The organism is Mesorhizobium sp. M7A.F.Ca.US.008.03.1.1, assembly GCF_003997495.1.
Taxonomy (GTDB): Bacteria; Pseudomonadota; Alphaproteobacteria; order Rhizobiales; family Rhizobiaceae; genus Mesorhizobium.
This window is the reverse complement of record NZ_RZRU01000034.1, coordinates 22,471-44,649: the sequence shown is the minus strand read 5'-3', so window position 1 is coordinate 44,649 and position 22,179 is coordinate 22,471. Positions and strand designations below refer to the sequence as shown.

21 protein-coding genes and 1 pseudogene are annotated in these 22,179 nt (G+C 62.6%); 3 read left to right on the top strand and 19 right to left on the bottom strand.

The features are described 5' to 3' along the window. Together EOA16_RS30360 and EOA16_RS30355 are read right to left on the bottom strand one after the other, a co-directional pair. The coding region (locus tag EOA16_RS30360; RefSeq protein ID WP_164754433.1) for a cupin domain-containing protein at positions 1 to 334 on the bottom strand (334 nt) is incomplete at its 3' end. Between the two features lie 112 nt (positions 335 to 446). After that, positions 447 to 593: pseudogene (locus EOA16_RS30355) on the bottom strand (SDR family oxidoreductase); the annotation flags it as partial. 95 nt (positions 594 to 688) lie between these two features. On the opposite strand from EOA16_RS30355, the gene EOA16_RS30350 reads away from it, so the two are divergent. Together EOA16_RS30350 and EOA16_RS30345 are read left to right on the top strand one after the other, a co-directional pair. Further along, entirely contained in the window at positions 689 to 1,909 is a 1,221-nt protein-coding gene (locus EOA16_RS30350) for an FAD-dependent oxidoreductase (RefSeq protein WP_127261430.1), read from the top strand. Positions 1,910 to 1,927: 18 nt separating this feature from the next. Further along, entirely contained in the window at positions 1,928 to 2,995 is a 1,068-nt protein-coding gene (locus EOA16_RS30345; protein WP_127261429.1) for a glycosyltransferase family 2 protein, read from the top strand. Between the two features lie 190 nt (positions 2,996 to 3,185). Here EOA16_RS30345 and EOA16_RS30340 read toward each other — a convergent pair whose 3' ends face one another. The 8 genes from EOA16_RS30340 to uxaC form a co-directional block, all read right to left on the bottom strand. Further along, complete coding sequence (locus EOA16_RS30340; protein WP_127261428.1) at positions 3,186 to 3,524, bottom strand: cupin domain-containing protein; 339 nt, start codon at positions 3,522 to 3,524, stop codon at positions 3,186 to 3,188. A 112-nt stretch (positions 3,525 to 3,636) separates the two neighbouring features. Then, complete coding sequence (gene kduD, locus EOA16_RS30335; RefSeq protein WP_127261427.1) at positions 3,637 to 4,395, bottom strand: 2-dehydro-3-deoxy-D-gluconate 5-dehydrogenase KduD; 759 nt, start codon at positions 4,393 to 4,395, stop codon at positions 3,637 to 3,639. Beyond that, positions 4,392 to 5,243: a 5-dehydro-4-deoxy-D-glucuronate isomerase gene (gene kduI, locus EOA16_RS30330; RefSeq protein WP_127261426.1), complete on the bottom strand. Its 852-nt coding sequence runs from the start codon at positions 5,241 to 5,243 to the stop codon at positions 4,392 to 4,394. Before kduI ends, kduD begins: the two co-directional genes overlap by 4 nt. A 23-nt stretch (positions 5,244 to 5,266) precedes the next feature. Further along, complete coding sequence (locus EOA16_RS30325; RefSeq protein WP_127261425.1) at positions 5,267 to 6,040, bottom strand: FadR/GntR family transcriptional regulator; 774 nt, start codon at positions 6,038 to 6,040, stop codon at positions 5,267 to 5,269. A gap of 104 nt (positions 6,041 to 6,144) precedes the next feature. Next, entirely contained in the window at positions 6,145 to 7,425 is a 1,281-nt protein-coding gene (locus EOA16_RS30320) for a TRAP transporter large permease (RefSeq protein WP_127261424.1), read from the bottom strand. Further along, positions 7,425 to 7,952, bottom strand: a complete 528-nt coding sequence (locus tag EOA16_RS30315; RefSeq protein WP_127261423.1) for a TRAP transporter small permease — start codon at positions 7,950 to 7,952, stop codon at positions 7,425 to 7,427. Before EOA16_RS30315 ends, EOA16_RS30320 begins: the two co-directional genes overlap by 1 nt. Positions 7,953 to 8,011: 59 nt before the next feature. Continuing rightward, on the bottom strand, positions 8,012 to 8,989 hold the full coding sequence (locus EOA16_RS30310) for a TRAP transporter substrate-binding protein (RefSeq protein ID WP_127261422.1): 978 nt from the start codon (positions 8,987 to 8,989) through the stop codon (positions 8,012 to 8,014). Between the two features lie 33 nt (positions 8,990 to 9,022). Next, on the bottom strand, positions 9,023 to 10,432 hold the full coding sequence (uxaC, locus tag EOA16_RS30305) for a glucuronate isomerase (RefSeq protein ID WP_164754434.1): 1,410 nt from the start codon (positions 10,430 to 10,432) through the stop codon (positions 9,023 to 9,025). Positions 10,433 to 10,578: 146 nt separating this feature from the next. Here uxaC and EOA16_RS30300 point away from each other — a divergent pair, with 146 nt between their 5' ends. Further along, a complete protein-coding gene (locus tag EOA16_RS30300) occupies positions 10,579 to 12,108 on the top strand; it encodes a mannitol dehydrogenase family protein (RefSeq protein ID WP_127261420.1) in 1,530 nt (509 codons plus the stop codon). A 27-nt stretch (positions 12,109 to 12,135) separates the two neighbouring features. Here the strand turns inward: EOA16_RS30300 and lepB are convergent, their stop codons facing one another. From lepB to EOA16_RS30255, 9 genes are all read right to left on the bottom strand, one after another. Beyond that, the gene (lepB, locus tag EOA16_RS30295; protein ID WP_245456062.1) at positions 12,136 to 13,113 is read right to left on the bottom strand and encodes a signal peptidase I; all 978 of its coding nucleotides are present in this window, start codon (positions 13,111 to 13,113) and stop codon (positions 12,136 to 12,138) included. A 90-nt stretch (positions 13,114 to 13,203) separates the two neighbouring features. Then, entirely contained in the window at positions 13,204 to 13,611 is a 408-nt protein-coding gene (locus EOA16_RS30290; protein ID WP_126066787.1) for a F0F1 ATP synthase subunit epsilon, read from the bottom strand. Between the two features lie 110 nt (positions 13,612 to 13,721). After that, the gene (gene atpD, locus EOA16_RS30285; protein ID WP_164754432.1) at positions 13,722 to 15,314 is read right to left on the bottom strand and encodes a F0F1 ATP synthase subunit beta; all 1,593 of its coding nucleotides are present in this window, start codon (positions 15,312 to 15,314) and stop codon (positions 13,722 to 13,724) included. Positions 15,315 to 15,384: 70 nt separating this feature from the next. Further along, the gene (locus tag EOA16_RS30280; RefSeq protein WP_127261419.1) at positions 15,385 to 16,269 is read right to left on the bottom strand and encodes a F0F1 ATP synthase subunit gamma; all 885 of its coding nucleotides are present in this window, start codon (positions 16,267 to 16,269) and stop codon (positions 15,385 to 15,387) included. A 31-nt stretch (positions 16,270 to 16,300) separates the two neighbouring features. After that, a complete protein-coding gene (gene atpA, locus EOA16_RS30275) occupies positions 16,301 to 17,830 on the bottom strand; it encodes a F0F1 ATP synthase subunit alpha (protein ID WP_127261418.1) in 1,530 nt (509 codons plus the stop codon). Then, positions 17,830 to 18,390: a F0F1 ATP synthase subunit delta gene (locus EOA16_RS30270; protein WP_127261417.1), complete on the bottom strand. Its 561-nt coding sequence runs from the start codon at positions 18,388 to 18,390 to the stop codon at positions 17,830 to 17,832. Before EOA16_RS30270 ends, atpA begins: the two co-directional genes overlap by 1 nt. Before the next feature lie 246 nt (positions 18,391 to 18,636). Further along, positions 18,637 to 19,032, bottom strand: coding sequence for a DUF4345 family protein (locus EOA16_RS30265; protein ID WP_127261416.1), 396 nt, complete (start codon positions 19,030 to 19,032; stop codon positions 18,637 to 18,639). 94 nt (positions 19,033 to 19,126) lie between these two features. After that, positions 19,127 to 19,822: an aspartate/glutamate racemase family protein gene (locus tag EOA16_RS30260; RefSeq protein WP_127261415.1), complete on the bottom strand. Its 696-nt coding sequence runs from the start codon at positions 19,820 to 19,822 to the stop codon at positions 19,127 to 19,129. A gap of 141 nt (positions 19,823 to 19,963) precedes the next feature. Beyond that, complete coding sequence (locus EOA16_RS30255; RefSeq protein WP_127261414.1) at positions 19,964 to 22,147, bottom strand: primosomal protein N'; 2,184 nt, start codon at positions 22,145 to 22,147, stop codon at positions 19,964 to 19,966. Between the last annotated feature and the right edge of the window lie 32 nt (positions 22,148 to 22,179).

Genomic DNA, 22,179 nt, shown 5'->3' with positions numbered 1-22,179 from the left:
CGAGGAAATCGGCCCGGTGCGGCGCAAAGCTGTCGACCAGCCGCCCCGCTTCGAGCGCCTTGACACCGTGCACCAGGCCCGACGGCACGATGAAGCTCCCGCCAGCCGCGAGGATCTCGCTCCGGCCGTCGATGGTCACCTCGAAGCGGCCCTCGGCGACATAGCTTGCCTGGACGTGTGGGTGCGAATGCAGGGCGCCGATGCTACCCTTGTCGAAGCCGAATTCGACCAACATCAACTCGTCGGTGTGCAGGAGAACGCGCCGCCTGTTGCCGTCCGCCGTTGTCGTCCAGGCGCCTTCGCCGGCATGCGCGAAAATCTTCGGCTTCGTCATCGTTGTCTCCTCAGGGCAATTCCAGGAAAAGTGTGAAACGGTTTTCCGTCCGGGATTGCGTTAAAACAATGGGATAGCGCGGTTCAGCGTTTCCGCGAAACGATGAACCGCGCTAGCGCGCCAGCCAGCCGCCATCCACCGGCACCACCGCGCCATGCATATAGTTCGACACTGGCGCCAGCAGGAAGACGGCGGCATCGCCAATGTCGCCCGCTTCCCCCCAGCGGCCGGCCGGGATACGCGCCAGGATGGCGGCGGCGAGACGACCAAATTCGTTGACGAGCGCGCCTCCTTGATATCAAGGAACCCGGTGGGAGCGTCGATCGCAGCGCTGCCTTGCTAGGGGGGTCCGGAATGCGGGTGGGTATTTTAGGCGGGGGGCTTCAAGGCTGCTGCGCAGCTCTGGCTTTGGGCGAGCGAGGCATGGATGTAGTCCTTTTCGATAGAAACGATGCGATTCTCAGTCGAACAGCTGTCGCGAACGAAGGGAAGATTCATCTTGGATATATGTATGCCGGTGACCCGTCTCTTTCGACAGCCCGGATCATGATGAAGGGCGCTCTTGCCTTCGCACCTTTCATGCATCGCCACCTGGGCATCGAGACGCACGCCTTGGCAACCTCGGTTCCCGCGGCTTACGTTGTCCATCGAGACAGCCAACATTCTGCCCAGGCGGTTGGGGGCTATCTCAAGGACGTTCATCAGTTGATTGTGGAAACATCAACTGGACGCGAGTTCGACTACTTCGGATTGGATCTTTCGGCGCCACCGCGAGCATGGTCCAGCAGCGAGCGGGATACAGCATTCAACTCGGACGCGGCGCTTGCAGCTTTCGACACTCCGGAAGTCGCCATCAATCCAGTAGCGCTGGCATCGGCCCTTAGGAGAGCAATTGCCGACCATCGCCGCATCGAAGTGCGTCTTGGGCATCACGTTTCAAAGGTTGATAGCGTTGATGATAGGCTGTGCGTTATGAGTAAGAAGGGTGGTTTCCTTCAAGTAGATGCTTTCGATCACGTAGTGAACGCTCTTTGGGACGGGCGCTTGGCGGTTGACGCGACAATGGGGCTGAAACCCAATCGGCCTTGGCTTCATCGGCTAAAATACGGAATTAGCTTCACCTTGCCGGACGGACTTGACCGCCCTCCCAGTGCGACCTTTGTCTCTGGGCCATTCGGCGAAGTGGTCAGTTATCCTGATCGGCTGACATATCTTACGTGGTACCCGGAATGCATCCATGGGTTTTCAGCCGAGGTGACGCCGCCGGTTTGGGATACCTATCCGCCAGAGCCGCTCCGCACAAAAATCCTGACACGAACAATTGCCGCCATGGCTGAGATCATCCCCTCACTGGCCGCAATTGATGCCGCGAACTTGCCGGATGCCTTGGTCAAAGGTGGGCTTATCGTTGCTTGGGGCGAGACGGATATCTACGACACCGATAGCGAACTGCATCAACGATATCAGATTGGAATTACCTCGAAGGGCAATTACCACTCAATAGATCCAGGCAAACTCACTATGGCGCCATATTTTGCCGATCGGTGCGTAGGGAGGATAGCCGGTGACGTCTGACCACCTCAAAGGATCGCGATGGAACGCTTGACGCCGACAATTACGGTAGGGATGCCCGTATATAAGGGCACGAAATATATTGAGGAAGCACTCAAATGTCTTCAGGAGCAGACTTTCCGTGACTTCGAGGTCACTATTTCAGTCGACGGGAACGACCTTGCAACGGCCGAAAAGTGCCGGCCATTCCTCGACGACAACCGGTTTAGAATGGTTGTCCATCAACAACGGCTCGACTGGTTTGGAAATCTCAACTGGTTGCTGAAACAGCCGCTCGGCGAGTTCTTCTGCTATCGTCAGCACGACGACACAACCACAGCGGACTTCTTCGAAAGATTGGTTCGCACCGCCCGGGAGAAACCGGATGCGGCGGCCGTTTACGCCGACTGTAAGTGGATGGGCGGACGGACCGGTATGGATACATCCCCGTCGATCGAGGGGGAAACACTTCATCGCCTTCGGCAGCATATTGAGCAAAAGGAGCCCGTGGCTGTGCGCGGTCTACTCCGTCGCGACGCTGTCAGGCAAGCCGGGCTCATTAGACCCGACGAGTATCGGGGGCTTTCCGAAATATTTGTATGGTTGGCAAAGCTCTTGCGCTGGGGCAGCTTCATTCGGATCCCGGAGACGCTGTACTACCGGCTGGATCACGAGGAAAACTATCACAAACAGTGGTTTGACTGGCCCGAGGAACGCAAACGCGGGTCCTGGACCACGCTATACACTGGACTCCTCGAAGCTGTAATGCCGGCCTGTCGTACAGCTGAGGAGCGTTTCTTCTTCCACCAGTTTATCCTCGACCGCATCGCTGTCATCCGGCCAAATCAGAGCTATCACTATTTGGCAGACACGCCTGACGCAGGTGGTGCCCTTATGATCGAATGCCTTGAACGGCTTGCCAGCGAAGGGAACATGCACCTCCTGGAGCTTCCTGCCATCCTGCAATCCAATGACTACGGTCAGTCGCTCCGTGCCGAGATTGAAACGCTAACAGCGAAAAACTCCAAATTGGAAGCCGATCTTGCAGCCTTCCGGAGGGAACAGATGAGCCCAAGGCAAAAAATTGGCCGGTTCTTTGGAATCCGCTAACCGAGCAACCGAAACCGCGCAATGCAATCCAAGAGAGCAGCCGCTTCTGGTCGCTTGTTCCGCGCCTTGCCAGTCGCTGCCTCTCCTTCGCGCCTTGCGGCGCTATTTGCGCGTCCAAAAGCATCGAGGCAACCGGCCCTACTTTCCGGGCTTCTCGTTCGAGGAGCGGACAGATGCGACGTTGGCACCCTCAACCGAGGAAATCGGCCCGGTGCGGCGCAAAGCTGTCGACCAGCCGCCCCGCTTCGAGCGCCTTGACACCGTGCACCAGGCCCGACGGCACGATGAAGCTCCCGCCAGCCGCGAGGATCTCGCTCCGGCCGTCGATGGTCACCTCGAAGCGGCCCTCGGCGACATAGCTTGCCTGGACGTGTGGGTGCGAATGCAGGGCGCCGATGCTACCCTTGTCGAAGCCGAATTCGACCAACATCAACTCGTCGGTGTGCAGGAGAACGCGCCGCCTGTTGCCGTCCGCCGTTGTCGTCCAGGCGCCTTCGCCGGCATGCGCGAAAATCTTCGGCTTCGTCATCGTTGTCTCCTCAGGGCAATTCCAGGAAAAGTGTGAAACGGTTTTCCGTCCGGGATTGCGTTAAAACAATGGGATAGCGCGGTTCAGCGTTTCCGCGAAACGATGAACCGCGCTAGCGCGCCAGCCAGCCGCCATCCACCGGCACCACCGCGCCATGCATATAGTTCGACGCTGGCGCCAGCAGGAAGACGGCGGCATCGCCAATGTCGCCCGCTTCCCCCCAGCGGCCGGCCGGGATACGCGCCAGGATGGCGGCGCTGCGGTCGGGATCGGCGCGCAGCGCCTGCGTGTTGTTGGTCTCGATATAGCCCGGCGCAATGGCGTTGACGTTGATGCCCTTTGCCGCCCATTCGCAGGCGAGCAGCCGGGTGATGCCGAGCACGCCGTGCTTCGAGGCGGTGTAGGAGGCGACGCGGATGCCGCCCTGGAAACTCAACACGGAGGCAATGTTGACGATCTTGCCTTTCCGCTCAGCGGCCAAGGCACGCCTGGCAAAGCTCTGGCAGAACAGAAAAACCGTCTTCAGATTGACGTCCATGACGTCGTCCCAATCGGCCTCGCTGAGGTCGACGGCATCGGCGCGCCGGATGATGCCGGCATTGTTGACCAGCCCGTCGAGCGGACCGCTTTCGTCCCAGACCCGCTCCAGCAACGGGCCCGCGGCCGATGTGTCGGCAAGGTCGGCGCTCACCGCCTCGAACTGCCCACCCATTGCGGTGACCTTGTCTGCGGTGTCCTCCATCGACGAGCGGCCGACGCCGATCACCGCGCCCCCGGCACGTGCGATCGACACCGCGATGCCCTGGCCGATGCCGGTGTTGGCGCCAGTGACGAGAATGCGTTTTCCGGCAAGGCTGAAGGGGTCGCTCACCGCAGATCGTCCAACGTCACCGGGTCGACATCGGTATAGTCGACATTGTCGCCGGCCATCGCCCAGATGAAAGCGTAGTTCGACGTGCCAACACCGGAGTGGATCGACCAGCCCGGCGACAGCACCGCTTCCTCGTTGCCCATCACCAGATGGCGCGTCTCGTCCGGCTCGCCCATGAAGTGGAAGACGCGCGCCGTCTCGGCCAGGTCGAAATAGAGATAGGCCTCCATGCGCCGGTCGTGCACATGGCACGGCATGGTGTTCCACACCGAACCGGGAGCCAGCTGGGTCATGCCGACCACCAGCTGGCACGTCTTGACGCCCTCGGCATGGATGAACTGGAAGATCGAGCGCTCGTTGCAGGTATCCTTGCTGCCGAGATCGAGGCGCTTGGCGTCACCGATGCGGATCAGCCGGCTGGGCCAGGCCTGGTGCGCCGGCGCGCTGAGCAGATAGAACTTTGCCGGCGCGGCCTTGTCCATCGAAGCGAATGACACGTCGGTAGTGCCCATGCCGAGATAGAGCATGTCGCGCGCCTGCAATTCATAGGATTGGCCGCCGGCTGTGATGATACCTGCACCACCGATGTTGACAGCGATCAACTCGCGCCGGTCGAGAAAGCCTTTGGTGCCGGTCGGCTTGATCGTTTCCAGCGGCAGCAGCGCACCGGTCGGCACGGCGCCGCCGACGATCATGCGGTCGTAGTGGGTATAGGTCAGGCTGATGCGGCCGGGCTGGAACAGGCCGTCAATGTGGAAGTTGTGACGCAGCTCATCGGTTCCCATCGCCGCGGCGGCGACCGGATCGATGGCGAAGCGCGAGGTGTAGTCGGTATGGCTCTGGTTCATTGTCGTCCTGACTTGAAACGGGGTCATTCGCCGGCAGTGGCCTTGACCGAGCTGGCATAAAAGGCCTGACGCGCATGCAGCCGCTCGCGGTAGCGCTGCTGGCTGGCGGTGAGGTGCGTCCGCATCGCCTCGCGCGCGGCTTCGGCATCGCCTGATGTAATGGCGTTGAGGATCACCAGATGCTCGCGCTGCAGCCCGCGCTGGTAGCTGTCGGATTGCACCAGTTCAGTCGACCAGGGCGAGGTCACGTCGCAGGGAATGGCGCGCCGGCCGAGCACGTCGAGCATCTCGACATAGAACGGGTTGTTGGTGGCGCTGGCGATGGCGCGATGGAAGGCGAGGTCGGCCGGACCGGTCGGCTCGCTGGCAAGCAGCAGCCGCTCGAATTCGAAAAAGGCTTCCTGGATCGCCGCCTCCTGCGCCGCGTTGCGACGGGTCGCGGCAATCCCGGCCGATTCGATCTCGATCGCCAGGCGCACCTCGAGCACGTTGAGCGCGATCGAATCCTTGCTGCCCATGTCGGTGGCCAGCGCCCCGAACATCGTCGAGATGTGCTCGGTGACGAAGACGCCGGCACCTTGGCGCGGCTCAACCAGCCCGTCGGCGGCAAGCTTGGCCAGCGCCTCGCGGATGACGGTGCGGCTGACGCCGAAGGTTTCGGTCAGCTGGCCTTCGGTCGGCAATTTATGGCCAGGCAGGATCTCACCCGCCTGCAACTGCTTGCGGATCGTCGCGACCACGATCTCCGACAGTTTGGGTTTTCTCTCGACCCTGAGGTCGGCGGATGCAGCGGACACGTGGTGGTCTCCTAAAGCAATTCCAGGAAAAGTGTGAAACGGTTTCCCGTCCGTAATTGCGTCAAAACAAAGGGTTAGAGGAGTTCTCCGTTTCGTGAACTGCTCTAATGGAACAGGCTCGGCAGCCACAATGAGATTTCCGGTATGTAGGTGACAAGCATCAACACGACGAAAGCCGCGCCGTAGAATGGCCAGATCGAGCGCATCGCCGTCCAGATCGGGATGCGCCCGATGGCGCAGCTGACGAACAGCACCGCCCCCACCGGTGGCGTGCACAGGCCGATACCGAGATTGAGAATGAGAATCACGCCGAAATGCACGGGGTCTACGCCATAGGCCATGACCACCGGCAGGAAGATTGGCGTGGTGATGATGATCAGGGGCGACATATCCATGAACGTGCCGAGGATAAGCAAGACGACATTGATCATCAGCAGGATGACCAGCTTGTTGTCGGACACGGACTGCAGGAAGGCGACGAGCGCGGCGGGGACCCTGAGATAGGCCAGCAGCCAGCCAAAGGCAGCAGCACAGCCGATGATCATCAGCACCATTGCCGTTGTGCGCACGGCGGCCGTGGTGGCGGCGACGAAATCGTTCCAGCTCATCGAGCGGTAAATGATAAGCGTCACCAGGAAGGCGTAGACGATGGCGATGCACGAGCTTTCAGTGGCCGTGAAGATACCGGAGCGGACGCCGCCGAAGATAATGCCGATAAGGATCAGGCCCGGAATTGCTGCGACAAGCAGTTGCAACGCGCGGCCGAAGCCGGCGAAGGGCTCGGTCGGATAGCCGCGGCGGCTGGCGACCCAATAGGCCGTGATCATGAGAGACAAAGCCAGCAGCAGGCCGGGTATGACGCCCGCGGTGAACAGATCGGCGATCGAGATGCGGCCGCCGGCCGAGATCGAATAGATGATCATGTTGTGCGAGGGCGGGATCAGCAGCGCAATGATGGCGCCGACGGAGGTGATGTTGACAGCATAGTCGACGCCGTAGCCGCGCGCCTTCATCTGCGGGATCATCAGCCCGCCGACCGCCGAAGCATCGGCCACTGCAGATCCGGAAATGCCGCCGAACATGGTCGAGGCAGCGATGTTGACCTGCCCCAGCCCGCCGCGCAGGTGACCGACCAGGGAACCGGCAAGCGCCACCAGCCTGGCGGCGATACCGCCACGCACCATCAGGTCGCCGGCGAAAATGAAGAACGGGATGGCCATCAACGAGAACACGGAAACGCCCGAGTTGAGACGCTGGAACACCACCAGCGGCGGCAGGCCCAGCACCAGCACCGTCGCGAAGCTGGCGACGCCGAGGCAGAACGCGATAGGTGTGCCGATGATCAGCAGGAAGACGAAGGTGCCGAACAGAACCGTCAGTGCCATCACAGGCCCTCCTCGCCCGTGGCGTACTGATCGGCATCGACCGGCAGTCCGGCAAACCGCCCGGCCAGCCGCTCAAGCGAAAACAGACAGACAAGCGCGCCGCCCAAGATGACCGGCAGAAAACCGACACCGCCCGGAAAAGCGAGAGACGGCATCACCGTATTCCAGGTCAGCCTGGCAAGCTGGACGCCGTAGACGATCATGCCGGCGCCGAAGGCGAGGACGACGATATCCGAAACGCTGCGTAGCACCGCCTTGGCGGCGGGCGGCAGGAAATAGAGCAACACATCGAAACCCAGATGGGTGCGCTCGCGAACACCGACCGCTGCCCCCAGGAAGATGAACCAACCCATCAAAAGCACCGAGAAGGGTTCCGTCCAGCTTGGCGAACTGTTGAGCACATAGCGTGAAAATACCTGCCAGAAGATGATCACCGTCATCAGGGTCAGCCCGATGCCGCTGACCCACAGCGCAAGCCTCGCCAACCGTGACAGCAGCCGCTCTATTGCGAGCCAAAATGGTTTCATATGCACGCCTCCCCCGGATGATGGCGCGGGCAATCGCGCCATCATTTACCACGAACGGACTACTTGGTTGCCTGGATACGCGACGCGAGGTCTTTCAACTCGGGCGTCGACAGATACTTGTCGTAGACCGGCTTCATCGCATCGATCAGCGGCTGTTTGTCGATTTCGCTGACCTTCACTCCGGCCTTCTCGACGATTTCGCGAGACTTCTTCTCCTGCGCGTCCCACAGCTCACGCATCTTGACGACGCTATCCTTGGCCGCCTGCCGCACGATCGCCTGGTCTTCCGGTGTAAGCTTGTCCCAGCTCGCCTTCGACATCACCAGAACCTCCGGCACGATCTGGTGCTGGTCGAGCGTGTAGTGCTTGGCGACCTCGAAATGCTTGGCAGATTCGAAGCTCGGCCAGTTGTTCTCGGCACCGTCGATGACGCCTGTCTGCAAAGCCGAATAGACCTCGCCATAGGCCATCGGCGTGGCGTTGGCGCCCAGCGCGTTGACCATGTCGACGAACACGTCGGACTGGATGACGCGGAACTTCATGCCCTTCAGGTCGGCGATCGAGGCGATGTCCTTCTTGGTGTTGTAGAAGGAGCGGGCGCCGGAATCGTAGAAGGCAAGGCCAACCAGATTATGCGCCTCGAAGGCTTTGAGGATCTGCTCGCCGATCGGCCCGTCCATGACATGGCGCATATGCTCGACGGAGCGGAAGATGTAGGGCAGCGACGGCACCGCCGTCTCCGGCACGATGCCGTTGAAAGGGCCCATCGAGACGCGGTTGAGGTCGAGCACGCCCGCCTGCGTCTGTTCGATCGTGTCCTTTTCCTCGCCGAGCTGTGCCGAGTGATAAACCTCGACCGAATAAGCACCCTTGGTCCGCTCCTTGATGAGCTCGCCCATATATTTGACCGCGTCGACGGTCGGGTAGCCGTCCGGATGCGTGTCGGCCGAGCGCAGCACGGTTTCGGCGTTGGCAATGCCGACCAGCAGTGAGCCGAAGGCGAATGTGGCTGCCGTCAATTTCGAAAGATGCAACATGACTTCCTCCCTTTTAAAATCAGGGCGCCCGGCTCAGAGCCGGTACGCCTTCTTCGCAAGCGTGTAGGCAAGCTCCCGCGCCAGCTCATGCGCCTCGTCCTCGCGCAGCCGATGCTCGGCAACGAGACGCGCGAGGAACGCGCAGTCGACCCGCCGCGCCACATCGTGACGCGCCGGTATCGATGGAAAGGCGCGGGTGTCGTCGTTGAAGCCGACGGTGTTGTAGAAGCCGGCCGTCTCGGTGGTCATCTCGCGGAAGCGCAGCATGCCTTCCGGGCTGTCGTGGAACCACCAGGCCGGCCCGAGCTTCAGCGCCGGGTAAACGCCGGCGAGCGGCGCCAGCTCGCGCGCATAGCTGGTCTCGTCGAGCGTGAAGAGGATGACGGTCAGGTCGCGCTCCAGCCCGACGCAGTCGAGCAGCGGCTTCAGCGCCGTCGCATAGTCGGTCCGGGTCGGGATATCGAAGCCCTTGTCGCGGCCGAATTTCTGGAAGATCGCGGGCGAATGATTGCGCCAGGAGCCGGGATGGATCTGCAGCACCAGCCCATCGTCAAGGCTCATCTTGGCCATCTCGGTCAGCATCTGGGCGCGGAACAGTTTTCGCTCGCGCTCGTCGTCGGAACCACGGCGAACCCGATTGAACAGCTCTTGCGCCGCCGCATCCGAAAGATTGGCGGTCTCGGCCGTCGGATGGCCATGGTCGGAGGAGGTCGCGCCAAAGCTTTTGAAGAAGGCACGCCGCTGGCGATGCGCGTCGAGATAGCCCGCCCAGCTGCCGGTGTCGCAGCCGGTGATCTCGCCGAGCCGGTCGAGATTGGTTGAAAACCCTTCGAAATCAGGATCGACGACCGCATCCGGCCGATAGGCGGTGATAACGCGGCCCTCCCAACCACTGTCGCGGATCATCTGGTGCCATTGGAGATCGTCGAGTGCGCCTTCCGTGGTCGCGATGACCTCGATGTTGAAGCGCTCGAACAGGGCGCGCGGGCGGAAATTCTCCCACTGCAGCAGCGTTGCGATGGCGTCGTAATGGCGGTCGGCGGTCGCAGCGGTCAGCGGTTCGTCGATGCCGAACAGATCTGCAAGAACGTGGTCGAACCACAGCCGGGTCGGTGTGCCCCGAAACAGATAATAGTGCTCGGCGAAGCGCCGCCAGATCGTCCGGCCGTCGGTTTCGACAGGCGCGCCGTCCAGCGTCGCAACGCCGAGATCCTCGAGGCGGACGCCTTGGCTGAACAGCATGCGGAAAATGTAGTGGTCCGGGACGATGAGCAGTTGCGCCGGATCCGGGAAAGGCTCGTTCAGCGCATACCAGCGCGGATCGGTGTGACCATGTGGGCTGACCAGGGGCAGGTCCTTGATCCCGGCGTAGAGGTCGCGGGCAACCGAGCGCGAATGCGCCTCGGCGGGAAACAGCAGATCCGCATTGGTCAGTGCCACGATCATCCTCCCAGGGCGGCTATCGGTAGGGGCGGCAAGAAATAATGTCAACATACAAAAATTGGATTGTTGTATGATGACTTTTCGACCCATTGTGTGGTGAGAAATCGAATGTTACGCCGCTTTGCCGATCCCTGCCGAGGCCACTCATGTCATCCGACCAGATCAGTCGCACCACAACGACCGAACGCCTTTCCACGAAGACGGCGGGCGCACTGCCGGCTTCGATCGTAACACCTGCTTATGATCGCAGCCGCGTCGTCCCGGGCATCGTTCACCTTGGTGTCGGCGCCTTCCATCGCGCCCATCAGGCAGCCTATGTCGACGATTGCCTGGCGGCAGGCGAGGCGGATTGGGGCATAACAGGCGTTTCGCTGCGCAGCACCGACACGCGCGACGCTCTCACGCCGCAGGACGGGCTTTACACGCTGGCGATCAGAAGCAGTGGAACCGAAAAGCTTCAGGTCATTGGTTCGATCGGTGCGATGCTGGTGGCGCCGGAGGACCCCGGGGCGGTGCTGGCCACGCTGACCGATCCGCGCACCCGCATCGTCACGCTGACGATCACCGAAAAGGCCTATCTAAGGGCAGCGGGCGGCAGACTGGACACCGCCCATCCCGATATCGTCCATGATCTGGCCAATCCGCAGATGCCGAAGACAGCGCATGGTTTCCTGACCGAGGCGCTTGCCCGGCGACGCGCCGCCGGCACACCGCCCTTCACTGTGCTCTGTTGCGATAATTTGCCGGCCAACGGCGCCACGCTGCACCGGCTGCTGACCGAATTCGCCGAATTGCGCGACACAAGGCTCGGCACGAAGGGCGATGCCGGGCTCGCCAGCCACATCGCCCACCAGGTCGCGCTTCCCTCTAGCATGGTCGACCGCATCGTGCCGGCAACCACCGATGCCGACCGGGCGCGGATCGCTGAAGAACTCGGTGTCGAGGATGCCTGGCCTGTCATGACCGAACCGTTCTGCCAATGGGTGGTCGAGGACAATTTCCCGCAGGGCCGCCCGGCGTGGGAACAGTTCGGCGTCACCATGGTCGACGACGTCAGGCCGTTCGAGGACATGAAGCTCAGGCTGCTCAACGGCTCGCATTCGGCCATCGCCTATCTTGGCCTGCTCAGCGGTCATGCCACCGTCGACCGCGCCTTCGCCGACCCGGCGATCCGGCAATTCGTCGATGCATTGTGGGCCGAAGCCATTCCGACCCTGCCCGAGGATGCCGGATTGGACACGAGCGCCTATACTGCGGAGCTCGCGGAGCGTTTTTCCAACACTGCACTTGCCCATCGCACGGCGCAGATCGCCAATGACGGCAGCCAGAAACTGCCGCAGCGCATCATCGCTTCCGCCGTCGAATGTCTAGAAGCCGGTACCGAGCTGGTCCATTTAACCCTGGTGGTGGCTGCCTGGATCGCTGCCTGCGCCGCGCGAGGAAAAACCTTGCCGGAGGGGCATTTCACCGATCCACTCGACGCAGAGTTGACGGCACTTTTGAGCGAGCAACTGCCGGCGAACGAAACCGTGACAGCGGTGTTCGACCTCGCCGGCTTCGCCAGGGACCATGCCGAGCGGCAGACGTTGATTGAACTCGTGGCCGTGCATCTCGTCCACTTGCGGCGCGATGGCCCGACACTGGCCTTCGCTGCGCTCGGCATAGAACGCGGATAGTCGAGACGGACCCGATGCGGTTTTGGCCTATTTGCCAGCCGAACCGTCCAACGTCTGTCGGGAAGAATAGCCCACGCCTTGCGAATTCCAGAACAACCGCACGACCTTGCCGACGAGACTTTCGTAGGGAACAAGGCCCATTTGGAAGCGGCTGTCGTTGGAGTTGTCGCGATTGTCACCCAACGTAAAATACTCTCCTGCGCCCACCACAAACTCGCGCGTGTTGTCCCCGACAGAGTTGTCGGTCAAGTCGATCACCAGATAGGAAACCCCCTCGGGTAGCGTCTCCCGCTGCAGCTTCGCCGACCGTACCTCCATGGACGAGTAGTCACCGACATTCTCAAGCTTCACCGCCACGCCGTTGATGTGGAGAACGCCCTCGACCATCTGAACCCTGTCGCCGGGTAAACCGATGAGTCTCTTGACGTAGTCTACGTCTGGGTTAGTCGGCACCCTGAAAACCATGATATCGCCTCGCCTTGGCTCAGCGCCGAATACACGGCCGTCAACGGGCAACAGTCCAAAAGGGACACTGTAACGGCCGTAGCCGTAGGCGAATTTAGAGACAAAGAAATAGTCTCCCTCCACCAGAGTCGGCGCCATGCTGCCGGACGGCATGGAAAACGGCTGGAACAGGAACGCCCGTATTGCAAATGCAGCCGGATAGGTGGTCAGAAAGACAAGCACCAGCACCCAAAACCCGTGCGCATACCATCTCACCGGCTTGAACCGGTGGGTGAAGGGCACGACGAGCGCTACCCCCAGGATCATCGAACCGATACCTGAAAAATTGGCCAGCCAGGCAAGATCGACCCCCGGCAACACCGGAAATCCGGTGTAGGCAAGTGCGAAAATGATAGCGCCGATCACCACCAGGCTGGCGACCGCCAACCTGCCGCTGCCAACCCACAGGAACCCGCCGAATGGACCGCCAAAGGTCGACACCAAGGCCGTCGACCACCGGGATCGTGAGGCAGTTTCTCGTTGCGCTGCTTCTTCTGTCATCGGCCACCCCCATCCCAAGGCAGCCGGACTGTCCAACAAACAGAAAAGCGAGGCAAGGCCCCGCTTTTCTTTCAGTCATCTGAAGCAGACTTACGCCGGCAGGATGGCGCCTTCCAGCGTCGTGAGCTGGCTAAGGAACTGCTCCGCCTTGCTGCGCGCCTGGTCGTCCTTGGCGTCGGCGGCGTCTTCCCTGGCTTCCTGGATGCGGCGCGCGAGATCGGCGCGGTCGACATCCTTCACCGCGACAGCCGATTCCGCCAGCAGCGTGCAGCCGGCCGGAACGATGTCGGCGAAACCGCCGAACACCACATAGCGCTCTTCGCCGCCCGCCGCGGTCTTCACCGTGACGACACCCGGCTTGATCGTGGTCATGACCGGGGCGTGATGCGCCATCACGGTCATCTCGCCTTCGGCACCCGGAATGACGACCGATTCGACCTGCTCGGAAACAAGCAGGCGCTCCGGCGAGACCAGTTCGAATTTGAAAGCTTCAGCCATGTCAATTTAGTGAGTAGGGAATAGGGAGTAGTCAGTAGTGACGGCGTACAAAGGACGCGGGTCAAACCTGCTATTCACCACTCACTACTGACTACTCCCTATTCCCTTGATTACGCCGCTTCAGCCGCGAGGCGCTGTGCCTTCTCGACCGCTTCCTCAATGCCGCCGACCATGTAGAAGGCAGCTTCCGGAAGGTGATCATAGTCGCCGTTGCAGAGGCCCTTGAAGCCCTTGATGGTGTCGGCGAGGTCGACCAGCTTGCCCGGCGCGCCGGTGAACACTTCGGCGACGAAGAAGGGCTGCGACAGGAAGCGCTCGATCTTGCGGGCGCGGGCCACGGTCTGCTTGTCCTCTTCCGACAGCTCGTCCATGCCCAGGATGGCGATGATGTCCTGCAGCGACTTGTAGCGCTGGAGGATCGACTGCACCTGGCGGGCGACGCCGTAGTGCTCGTCGCCAACGACCAGTGGGTCGAGCATGCGCGAGGTCGAATCCAGCGGATCGACGGCCGGATAGATGCCCTTTTCGGCGATGGCGCGGTTCAGCGTCGTCGTCGCGTCAAGGTGGGCGAACGAGGTTGCCGGCGCCGGATCGGTCAAATCGTCGGCCGGCACGTAGATGGCCTGCACGGACGTGATCGAGCCCTTGGTGGTGGTGGTGATGCGTTCCTGCAGCGCGCCCATGTCGGTGGCGAGCGTCGGCTGATAGCCCACCGCCGACGGGATGCGGCCGAGCAGAGCCGACACTTCCGAACCCGCCTGCGTGAAGCGGAAGATGTTGTCGACGAAGAACAGCACGTCCTGGCCCTGGTCGCGGAAATATTCCGCAACCGTCAGGCCGGTCAGACCGACGCGGGCGCGCGCGCCCGGCGGCTCGTTCATCTGGCCATAGACGAGTGCCGCCTTGGAGCCTTCGCCGCCGCCCTTCTTGTTGACGCCGGATTCGATGAACTCGTGATAGAGATCGTTACCCTCACGGGTGCGCTCGCCGACGCCGGCGAACACCGAATAGCCGCCATGCGCCTTGGCGATGTTGTTGATCAGTTCCTGGATCAGCACGGTTTTGCCGACGCCGGCGCCGCCGAACAGGCCGATCTTGCCGCCCTTGGCGTAGGGAGCCAGCAGGTCGAGTACCTTGATGCCGGTGATCAGGATCTGTGCTTCCGTCGACTGCTCGACATAGGTCGGAGCCGGCTGGTGGATGGAGCGCATTTCGGTTGCGTCGACCGGGCCTTCTTCGTCGACCGGCTCGCCGATGACGTTGATGATGCGGCCGAGCATGCCCGGGCCGACCGGCACGGTGATCGGCGCGCCGGTGTCGCGCACTTCCTGGCCGCGAACCAGACCTTCGGTCGAGTCCATGGCGATGCAGCGCACGGTGTTTTCACCCAGGTGCTGGGCGACTTCGAGCACCAGTCGGTTGCCGACATTGGTGGTTTCGAGCGCGTTCAGGATCGCCGGCAGGTGATCGCCGAACTGCACGTCGACAACAGCGCCGATGACCTGGCGAACCTTGCCGACAACGCCGGTTGCCTTGCTGGCCACTGCCGATGTCTTGGCAGCTGCGGCCTTCGCCGGTGCTGCCGCCTTGGCCGGGGCCACCTTCGCGGCTGCTGCTGGAGCCTTTGCCGCCTTCGCGGGGACTGCGGTCTTCGCGGCTGCTGCCTTGGGGGCCGCCGTCTTGGGGGTCGCTGCTTTCGCCATCGTCTTTACCCTTTTTCGTCCTTTGTTTCTCACGCGGTCCGGTCGCGGGTCGATGACCCGCGAACCGCGCCTAGAGCGCCTCGGCGCCCGAAATGATTTCGATCAGTTCCTTGGTGATCTGCGCCTGCCGCTGACGGTTGTAGGTGATCGACAGCTTGTTGATCATGTCGCCGGCGTTGCGCGTCGCATTGTCCATGGCGCTCATCTTGGCGCCCATTTCGCCAGCCACGTTTTCGAGCAGCGCCCGGAAAACCTGCACGGAGATGTTGCGCGGAATGAGGTCGGAGAGGATTTCGCCCGGCTCCGGCTCATATTCGTAGACGGCGTTGCCGCCATCGATCGCCTCGGCCGGAGCCGAGGCAACGCCGGCCGGAATGATCTGCTGCGCGGTCGGGATCTGGCTGATCACCGACTTGAACTGCGAATAGAACAGCGTGCAGATGTCGAAGCCGCCCTCATTGAAGAGGTGGATGACCTTCTTGGCGATCGCATCGGCATTGACGAAGCCGAGTGTCTTGACCTCGCGCAGGTCGACGCGGTCGATGATCATCGATGCATAGTCGCGGCGCAGGATGTCGAAACCCTTCTTGCCGACGCAGATGATCTTGACCTGCTTGCCGTCCGCCAAAAGCTTGCGGATGTGGTCGCGGGCAAGGCGGGCGATCTGCGAATTGAAGCCGCCGCACAGGCCGCGCTCGGCGGTGCAGACGACGAGCAGGTGCACGTCGTCCTTGCCTGTGCCGGTCATCAGCGCCGGGGCATCGCCGCCGCCGCCGATCGCCTGGGTGATGTTGGCCAGAACGGAACCCATGCGCTCCGAATAGGGCCGCGCCGCTTCCGCGGCCTCTTGCGCACGGCGCAGCTTCGCCGCGGCGACCATCTGCATCGCCTTGGTGATCTTCTGCGTCGCCTTGACCGAGGCGATACGGTTACGAAGGTCTTTTAATGAAGGCATGCTTCAAACCTGATCCCGTCTTGCAATTCGCTCAGGCGAAGGTCTTGGCGAAAGCGTCGATCTCGGCCTTCAGCTTGGCGCGCAAATCGTCCGACAGCGCCTTTTCCTTGCGGATGGCGTCGAGGACGTCCTTGCCGGCCGAACGCATGTGGCTGAGCAGGCCATGCTCGAACTTGCCGACCTGGTTGACCGGCAGCTTGTCGAGATAGCCGTTGACGCCGGCAAAGATCACCGCGACCTGCTCTTCCGTCTTCAGCGGCGAGAACTGCGGCTGTTTCAGGAGTTCGGTCAAGCGCGATCCGCGGTTGAGCAGGCGCTGCGTGGCGGCGTCGAGATCCGAGCCGAACTGCGCGAAGGCCGCCATTTCGCGGTACTGCGCGAGCTCGCCCTTGATCGAGCCGGCAACCTGCTTCATCGCCTTGATCTGCGCGGCCGAACCGACGCGGCTGACCGACAGGCCGACGTTCACCGCAGGACGAATGCCCTGGAAGAACAGGTTGGTTTCGAGGAAGATCTGGCCATCGGTGATCGAGATCACGTTGGTCGGGATGTAGGCCGACACGTCGTTGGCCTGCGTCTCGATGATCGGCAGGGCGGTCAGCGAACCGCCGCCCAGATCGTCGTTGAGCTTGGCGGCGCGCTCGAGCAGACGCGAGTGCAGGTAGAAGACGTCACCCGGATAGGCTTCGCGACCCGGCGGACGGCGCAGCAGCAGCGACATCTGACGATAGGCGACGGCCTGCTTCGACAGATCGTCATAGCTGATCAGCGCATGCATGCCGTTGTCGCGGAAATATTCGCCCATGGTGGCGCCGGCGAACGGCGCCAGGAACTGCATCGGCGCCGGGTCGGAAGCGGTGGCGGCGACGATGATCGAGTATTCGAGCGCGCCGCGCTCTTCCAGCACCTTGACGAACTGCGCGACGGTCGAGCGTTTCTGGCCGACGGCGACGTAGACGCAGTAGAGCTTTTCCTTCTCGGGGCCGTTGTCGTGCACTGACTTCTGGTTGAGCATCGTGTCGAGGATGATGGCGGTCTTGCCGGTCTGGCGATCGCCGATGACCAGCTCGCGCTGGCCGCGGCCGACCGGGATCAGCGCATCGATGGCCTTGAGGCCGGTCGACATCGGCTCGTTCACCGACTTGCGCGGGATGATGCCGGGCGCCTTGACGTCGACGCGCTTGCGTTCGATCGCCCTGATCGGACCCTTGCCGTCGATCGGATTGCCGAGCGCATCGACAACGCGGCCAAGCAGGCCGGGGCCGACGGGGACGTCGACGATGGCGCCGGTGCGCTTGACGATGTCGCCTTCCTTGATGTCGCGGTCGGCGCCGAAGATGACGACGCCGACATTGTCTGCTTCGAGGTTGAGCGCCATGCCGCGGATGCCGCCGGGGAATTCGACCATCTCGCCGGCCTGGACATTGTCGAGGCCATAGACACGGGCGATACCGTCACCGACGGACAGCACCTGTCCGACTTCGGAGACCTCGGCCTCCTTGCCGAAATTCTTGATCTGGTCTTTCAGAATTGCGGAAATTTCCGCGGCGCGGATGTCCATCAGCCGACCTCTTTCAGTGCAAGCTTGAGCGAATTGAGTTTGGTTTTGAGCGACGTATCGATCTGGCGCGAGCCCATCTTGACCACCAGCCCGCCGAGCAGCGACGGATCGACGGTGACGGAGATAGCCACGTCCTTGCCGGCAACGCTCTTCAGCGCCGCCCTGAGTTCGGTCTGCTGGGCAGCCGTCAGCTCGTGAGCCGACGTCACTTCAGCAGCGGTCTCGCCACGATGTTCGGCTGATATCTGGCGGAACGCCCTGATCATGCCGGGAATGGCGAACAGCCGGCGGTTGCGGGCGACGACGCGCAGGAAATTGCCGGTGAGGCCGGCAATCCCGGCCTTGTCGGCGATTGCCGCGATGGCCTTGGCCTGGTCCTCACTGGAGAACACCGGGCTGTTGATCAGCCGGGTGAGATCAGCGCTGCCCGCGAGCATCGCTTCGAAACTGTTGAGGTCGGCTTCGACCTTGGCCACGGAATTTGCCTGCAGGGCGAGTTCGAACAGCGAACCCGCATAGCGTTCTGCGACACCTGAGATTGGCGATGACGATTGAGCCACGGACCGTCTTTTCTCTTGTCTGACAGGCCGTAGATTGTTGGCGCGAGCAAAAACTCTGGCTAAATCTTTGACCTTACTGCATTTTTTCGAGCACGGAGGCGCGGCTTCCGCTATCCCCGGCCGAAAGTCGATTGCCGTCTAGCACAGGCATTTTAAGACCGCAATGCGTCGTTCCGCATGGTTTTCAGGCACTATTGTCGCATCCGGCGAAAGTCACCCGTCTTCCATCGCGGAATACCCAACGATTCAAGGCAGAAAGCCGAAGGCAAAGGCGAGCGGTAACGCCGCCAGCACCAATTCCACCACAATGGAAACCCAATTGAAAGGCGTGTTGGCGCCATCCGACATCATCGACAGCAGCCGGCCGAAGGCGGTGAACAACCAGGAAAAGCCGAGCGCCATGTAGATCAGCGGCTGCGCCAGCAGGATACAGCACAGGCCGACACCGAGATAAAAGCCCGACATCCTGCCGCGCCCCTCGGCGATCGCCGCGGCCTTCTCTGGCTTGACCTGCAAGCGCAGGGCACGGAAGGCGAGGCCCGGTGCCAGAAAAAACAAAAGACCGAGCAGCACGGTGACGACGGCGCTTGACCAGGCCAGCCATTCGCCCTGGCTCGTCGGCCATGGAAGCGCAAAATCCATCTTGTCCCCTCGAAATGCCTGTTTGAAATTCTAGGCATTCTAACGGAGGAAAGCCCCCGCGCCAGATGGGTCCAGGTACTTTAGGCAGCGCGCATCAACCGAGCGCGAATTCCACAGCCGCCTCGGCATGAATGTGCGTCGTGTCGAAGACCGGGATGTCGAAATCCTGCTGGCCGATGAGCATGGTGATCTCGGTGCAGCCCATGATGACGCTGTCGGCCGCCTCTTCGCGGCGCAGGCGCTCGGTCTCGGCGATGTAGGCCGCCTTTGAAGTCTCCTTGACGATGCCCTGGCACAGCTCGTCGTAGATGACGCGATGGACCATGTCGCGCCCGGCACCATCGGGTACGACAGGGTTCAAGCCAAATTTGTCGGCGAGCCGGCCCTTGTAGAAATCCTGCTCCATGGTGAAGCGCGTCGCCAGCAGCGCCGGACGCTGCATGCCGGCGCGCTTGACCGCCACCGCGGTGGCATCGGCTATGTGGATCAGCGGGATCGACACCGAAGCCTGCACCCGATCGGCCAGTTTGTGCATGGTGTTGGTGCACAAAAGCAGACCTTCCGCGCCGCCGGTCTCAAGCTTGCGCGCGGCATCAGCCAGAAGCACGCCGGCGCCGTCCCAGTCGCCATGATGCTGCCGCTCGGCGATCTCTGCAAAATCGAACGACCACAGCAGAAGCTTGGCCGAATGCAAGCCGCCCCGCCGCTCGCGCACGATCTCGTTCAACAAGCGGTAGTAGATGGCGGTCGATTCCCAGCTCATCCCGCCCAGAAGGCCAAGAGTTTTCATGATTGGCTGTTCCTTTTCCTGGGTAATCCCCGGTATCATGAACGTATGAGACCATAAGGAGGTCGTCGTGAAAACAATTGAGCTTCGGCAGGCCAAGGTGGGGCTCTCGGCAATCGTCGAGGCTGCCCGGCGGCGTTCAACTCACAAGAAGCTCTGCGGGTCGATATCCACCTGCACCCGGACCGAGCCGCGCTGTTTCGGGCCGTTGGCCAGCATGGCCCTGATAAAACCTTGCATGTCGGCGCGCCGTTCGCCCTGGATCAGCAGGCGGAAGCGGTGGCGGCCGCCGAGCAAGGACAGCGGCGCCTCCGCAGGCCCCAGCACGAACAGATCGCTGGCCTCGGGCGCGGCGCGGCGCAGGCCGCGTGCATGGCCCTCGGCTTCCGCTCGCGTCACCGCGCTGACGATGACGCCTGCGAGCCGGCCGAAGGGCGGCAACGCCGCCCGTTCGCGCTCGGCAATCTCGCGCTCGTAAAAAGCCTCGGCGTCGCCGGAGACGATCGCCCGCATCACCGGGTGGTCGGGCTGAAAAGTCTGCAGCAGGCCAAGGCTCTTCTTGCCGGTGCGGCCGGCGCGGCCGGTGACCTGGCTGAGCAACTGGAAGGTGCGCTCGGCGGCACGCGGATCGCCATTGGCAAGTCCGAGATCGGCGTCGACGACGCCGACCAGGGTCATGTTCGGAAAATTGTGACCCTTGGCGACAAGCTGTGTGCCGATGACGATGTCGGCCTCGCCATCGGCGATCGCCTCCAGCTCCAGCCGCAGCCGCCGAACGCCGCCCATCAGGTCCGACGACAAGACGATGGTGCGCGCGTCGGGAAAATGCGCAACGACCTCTTCGGCGATGCGCTCGACACCTGGCCCGCAGGCGACCAGATGATCGAGCGTGCCGCATTCCGGGCAAGCTTCGGGACGGCGCTCATTGTGCCCGCAATGATGGCAGACCAGCTGGCCGCGAAACCGGTGCTCGACCAGCCAGGCCGAGCAGATCGGGCAGCCGAAGCGATGGCCACAAACCCGGCACAGCGTCAGCGGCGCATAGCCGCGCCGATTGAGGAACAGCAGCGACTGCTCCTGCCTCTCCAGCGTCTGGCGCATCTGGTCGAGCAGCACCGGCGACAGGAAACCGCCACGCGCCGGCGGCGCGCGCCGCATGTCGACCGCCTTCAGATGCGGAAGCGCCGCTTCGGCGAAGCGAGCGGAAAGCACCGCTCTGTTATATTTACCTTGGCTGGCATTGACCCGGCTTTCGACCGACGGCGTCGCCGACGCCAGCACCACGGGGAAGCTGCCGATATGGCCGCGCACCACCGCCATATCGCGCGCATTGTAGAAGACGCGGTCCTCCTGCTTGTAGGCAGGGTCGTGCTCCTCATCGACGACGATAAGGCCGAGCTCCTTGAACGGCAGGAATAGCGCCGAGCGCGCACCGGCGACGACCCGCACGCCGCCTTCCGCCACTTGCCGCCAAACCCGCTCGCGCATCCGCGGCGGCAGGTCGGAATGCCATTCGCCCGGCTTGGCGCCGAAGCGCTGCTGGAAGCGCTCGAGAAAGGCATGCGTCAGCGCGATTTCCGGCAGCAGGATCAGCACCTGCCTGCCCTGGTCGAGCGCAGCCGCCACCGCCTCGAAATAGACCTCGGTCTTACCTGATCCGGTGACGCCGTCGAGCAGCGCGACGTTGAACACGCCGGCTGCGACATTGGCGCGCAGCATCTGCGCCGCGGCGCTCTGGTCCGGCATCAGTTCCGGAATGGCGTAGCCGGGATCGGGCGCGGCCACCACCGGGCGCGGCGGGATCATCACGGTCTCGAACACGCCTTGCGCCCTCAGGCCGTCGATCACCGTCGACGACACGCCGGCGGCGTGAGCGAGGCCGGAGCGCGTCCAGGCAAGGCCGCCTTCGGCCGTCTCCAGCACGCGCTGCCTGGCGCCCGTCATCCGGTCGGGTGCGAGAAGCGTGCGCTGCAACCCCTCGATCCACGGTTCGGGGTCGAAAGCCTCCGGCGCCCTGAGCAGCATGCGCGCCACCATGCCCGGCGGCGACAGCGTGTACTGCGCCACCCAGTCGACGAAACGGCGGATAGTGCGGTCGATGGGCGGGCAGTCGAAGACCTGTTCGATGGGGCGCAGCTTTTTCGCGTCGACCTTCTCGACCGCTCCATCCCAGACGATGCCGGCGACCTGGCGCGGCCCGAGCGGCACGCGCACGATCGAGCCCGGCACCACGCGCATGCCGGCCGGCACGGCATAGGTGTAGGGGCGTTCGGCGGGCATCGGCACCAGCACCGGTGCGGCTGCGACAAAGGGCGAATCTTCGATCATGAGGCGTGACCTTGCCCTGACTTTGGTCTAGA

What these genes read in the sequence shown, in the direction of transcription:
- EOA16_RS30350 (WP_127261430.1), top strand. Translation starts at nt 689, where the DNA reads ATGCGGGTGGGTATTTTAGGCGGGGGGCTTCAAGGCTGCTGCGCAGCT.
- EOA16_RS30345 (WP_127261429.1), top strand. Translation starts at nt 1,928, where the DNA reads ATGGAACGCTTGACGCCGACAATTACGGTAGGGATGCCCGTATATAAG.
- EOA16_RS30340 (WP_127261428.1), bottom strand. Translation starts at nt 3,524, where the DNA reads ATGACGAAGCCGAAGATTTTCGCGCATGCCGGCGAAGGCGCCTGGACG.
- kduI (WP_127261426.1), bottom strand. Translation starts at nt 5,243, where the DNA reads ATGAACCAGAGCCATACCGACTACACCTCGCGCTTCGCCATCGATCCG.
- EOA16_RS30320 (WP_127261424.1), bottom strand. Translation starts at nt 7,425, where the DNA reads ATGGCACTGACGGTTCTGTTCGGCACCTTCGTCTTCCTGCTGATCATC.
- EOA16_RS30315 (WP_127261423.1), bottom strand. Translation starts at nt 7,952, where the DNA reads ATGAAACCATTTTGGCTCGCAATAGAGCGGCTGCTGTCACGGTTGGCG.
- EOA16_RS30310 (WP_127261422.1), bottom strand. Translation starts at nt 8,989, where the DNA reads ATGTTGCATCTTTCGAAATTGACGGCAGCCACATTCGCCTTCGGCTCA.
- EOA16_RS30300 (WP_127261420.1), top strand. Translation starts at nt 10,579, where the DNA reads ATGTCATCCGACCAGATCAGTCGCACCACAACGACCGAACGCCTTTCC.
- lepB (WP_245456062.1), bottom strand. Translation starts at nt 13,113, where the DNA reads ATGACAGAAGAAGCAGCGCAACGAGAAACTGCCTCACGATCCCGGTGG.
- EOA16_RS30290 (WP_126066787.1), bottom strand. Translation starts at nt 13,611, where the DNA reads ATGGCTGAAGCTTTCAAATTCGAACTGGTCTCGCCGGAGCGCCTGCTT.
- atpD (WP_164754432.1), bottom strand. Translation starts at nt 15,314, where the DNA reads ATGGCGAAAGCAGCGACCCCCAAGACGGCGGCCCCCAAGGCAGCAGCC.
- EOA16_RS30280 (WP_127261419.1), bottom strand. Translation starts at nt 16,269, where the DNA reads ATGCCTTCATTAAAAGACCTTCGTAACCGTATCGCCTCGGTCAAGGCG.
- atpA (WP_127261418.1), bottom strand. Translation starts at nt 17,830, where the DNA reads ATGGACATCCGCGCCGCGGAAATTTCCGCAATTCTGAAAGACCAGATC.
- EOA16_RS30265 (WP_127261416.1), bottom strand. Translation starts at nt 19,032, where the DNA reads ATGGATTTTGCGCTTCCATGGCCGACGAGCCAGGGCGAATGGCTGGCC.
- EOA16_RS30260 (WP_127261415.1), bottom strand. Translation starts at nt 19,822, where the DNA reads ATGAAAACTCTTGGCCTTCTGGGCGGGATGAGCTGGGAATCGACCGCC.
- EOA16_RS30255 (WP_127261414.1), bottom strand. Translation starts at nt 22,147, where the DNA reads ATGATCGAAGATTCGCCCTTTGTCGCAGCCGCACCGGTGCTGGTGCCG.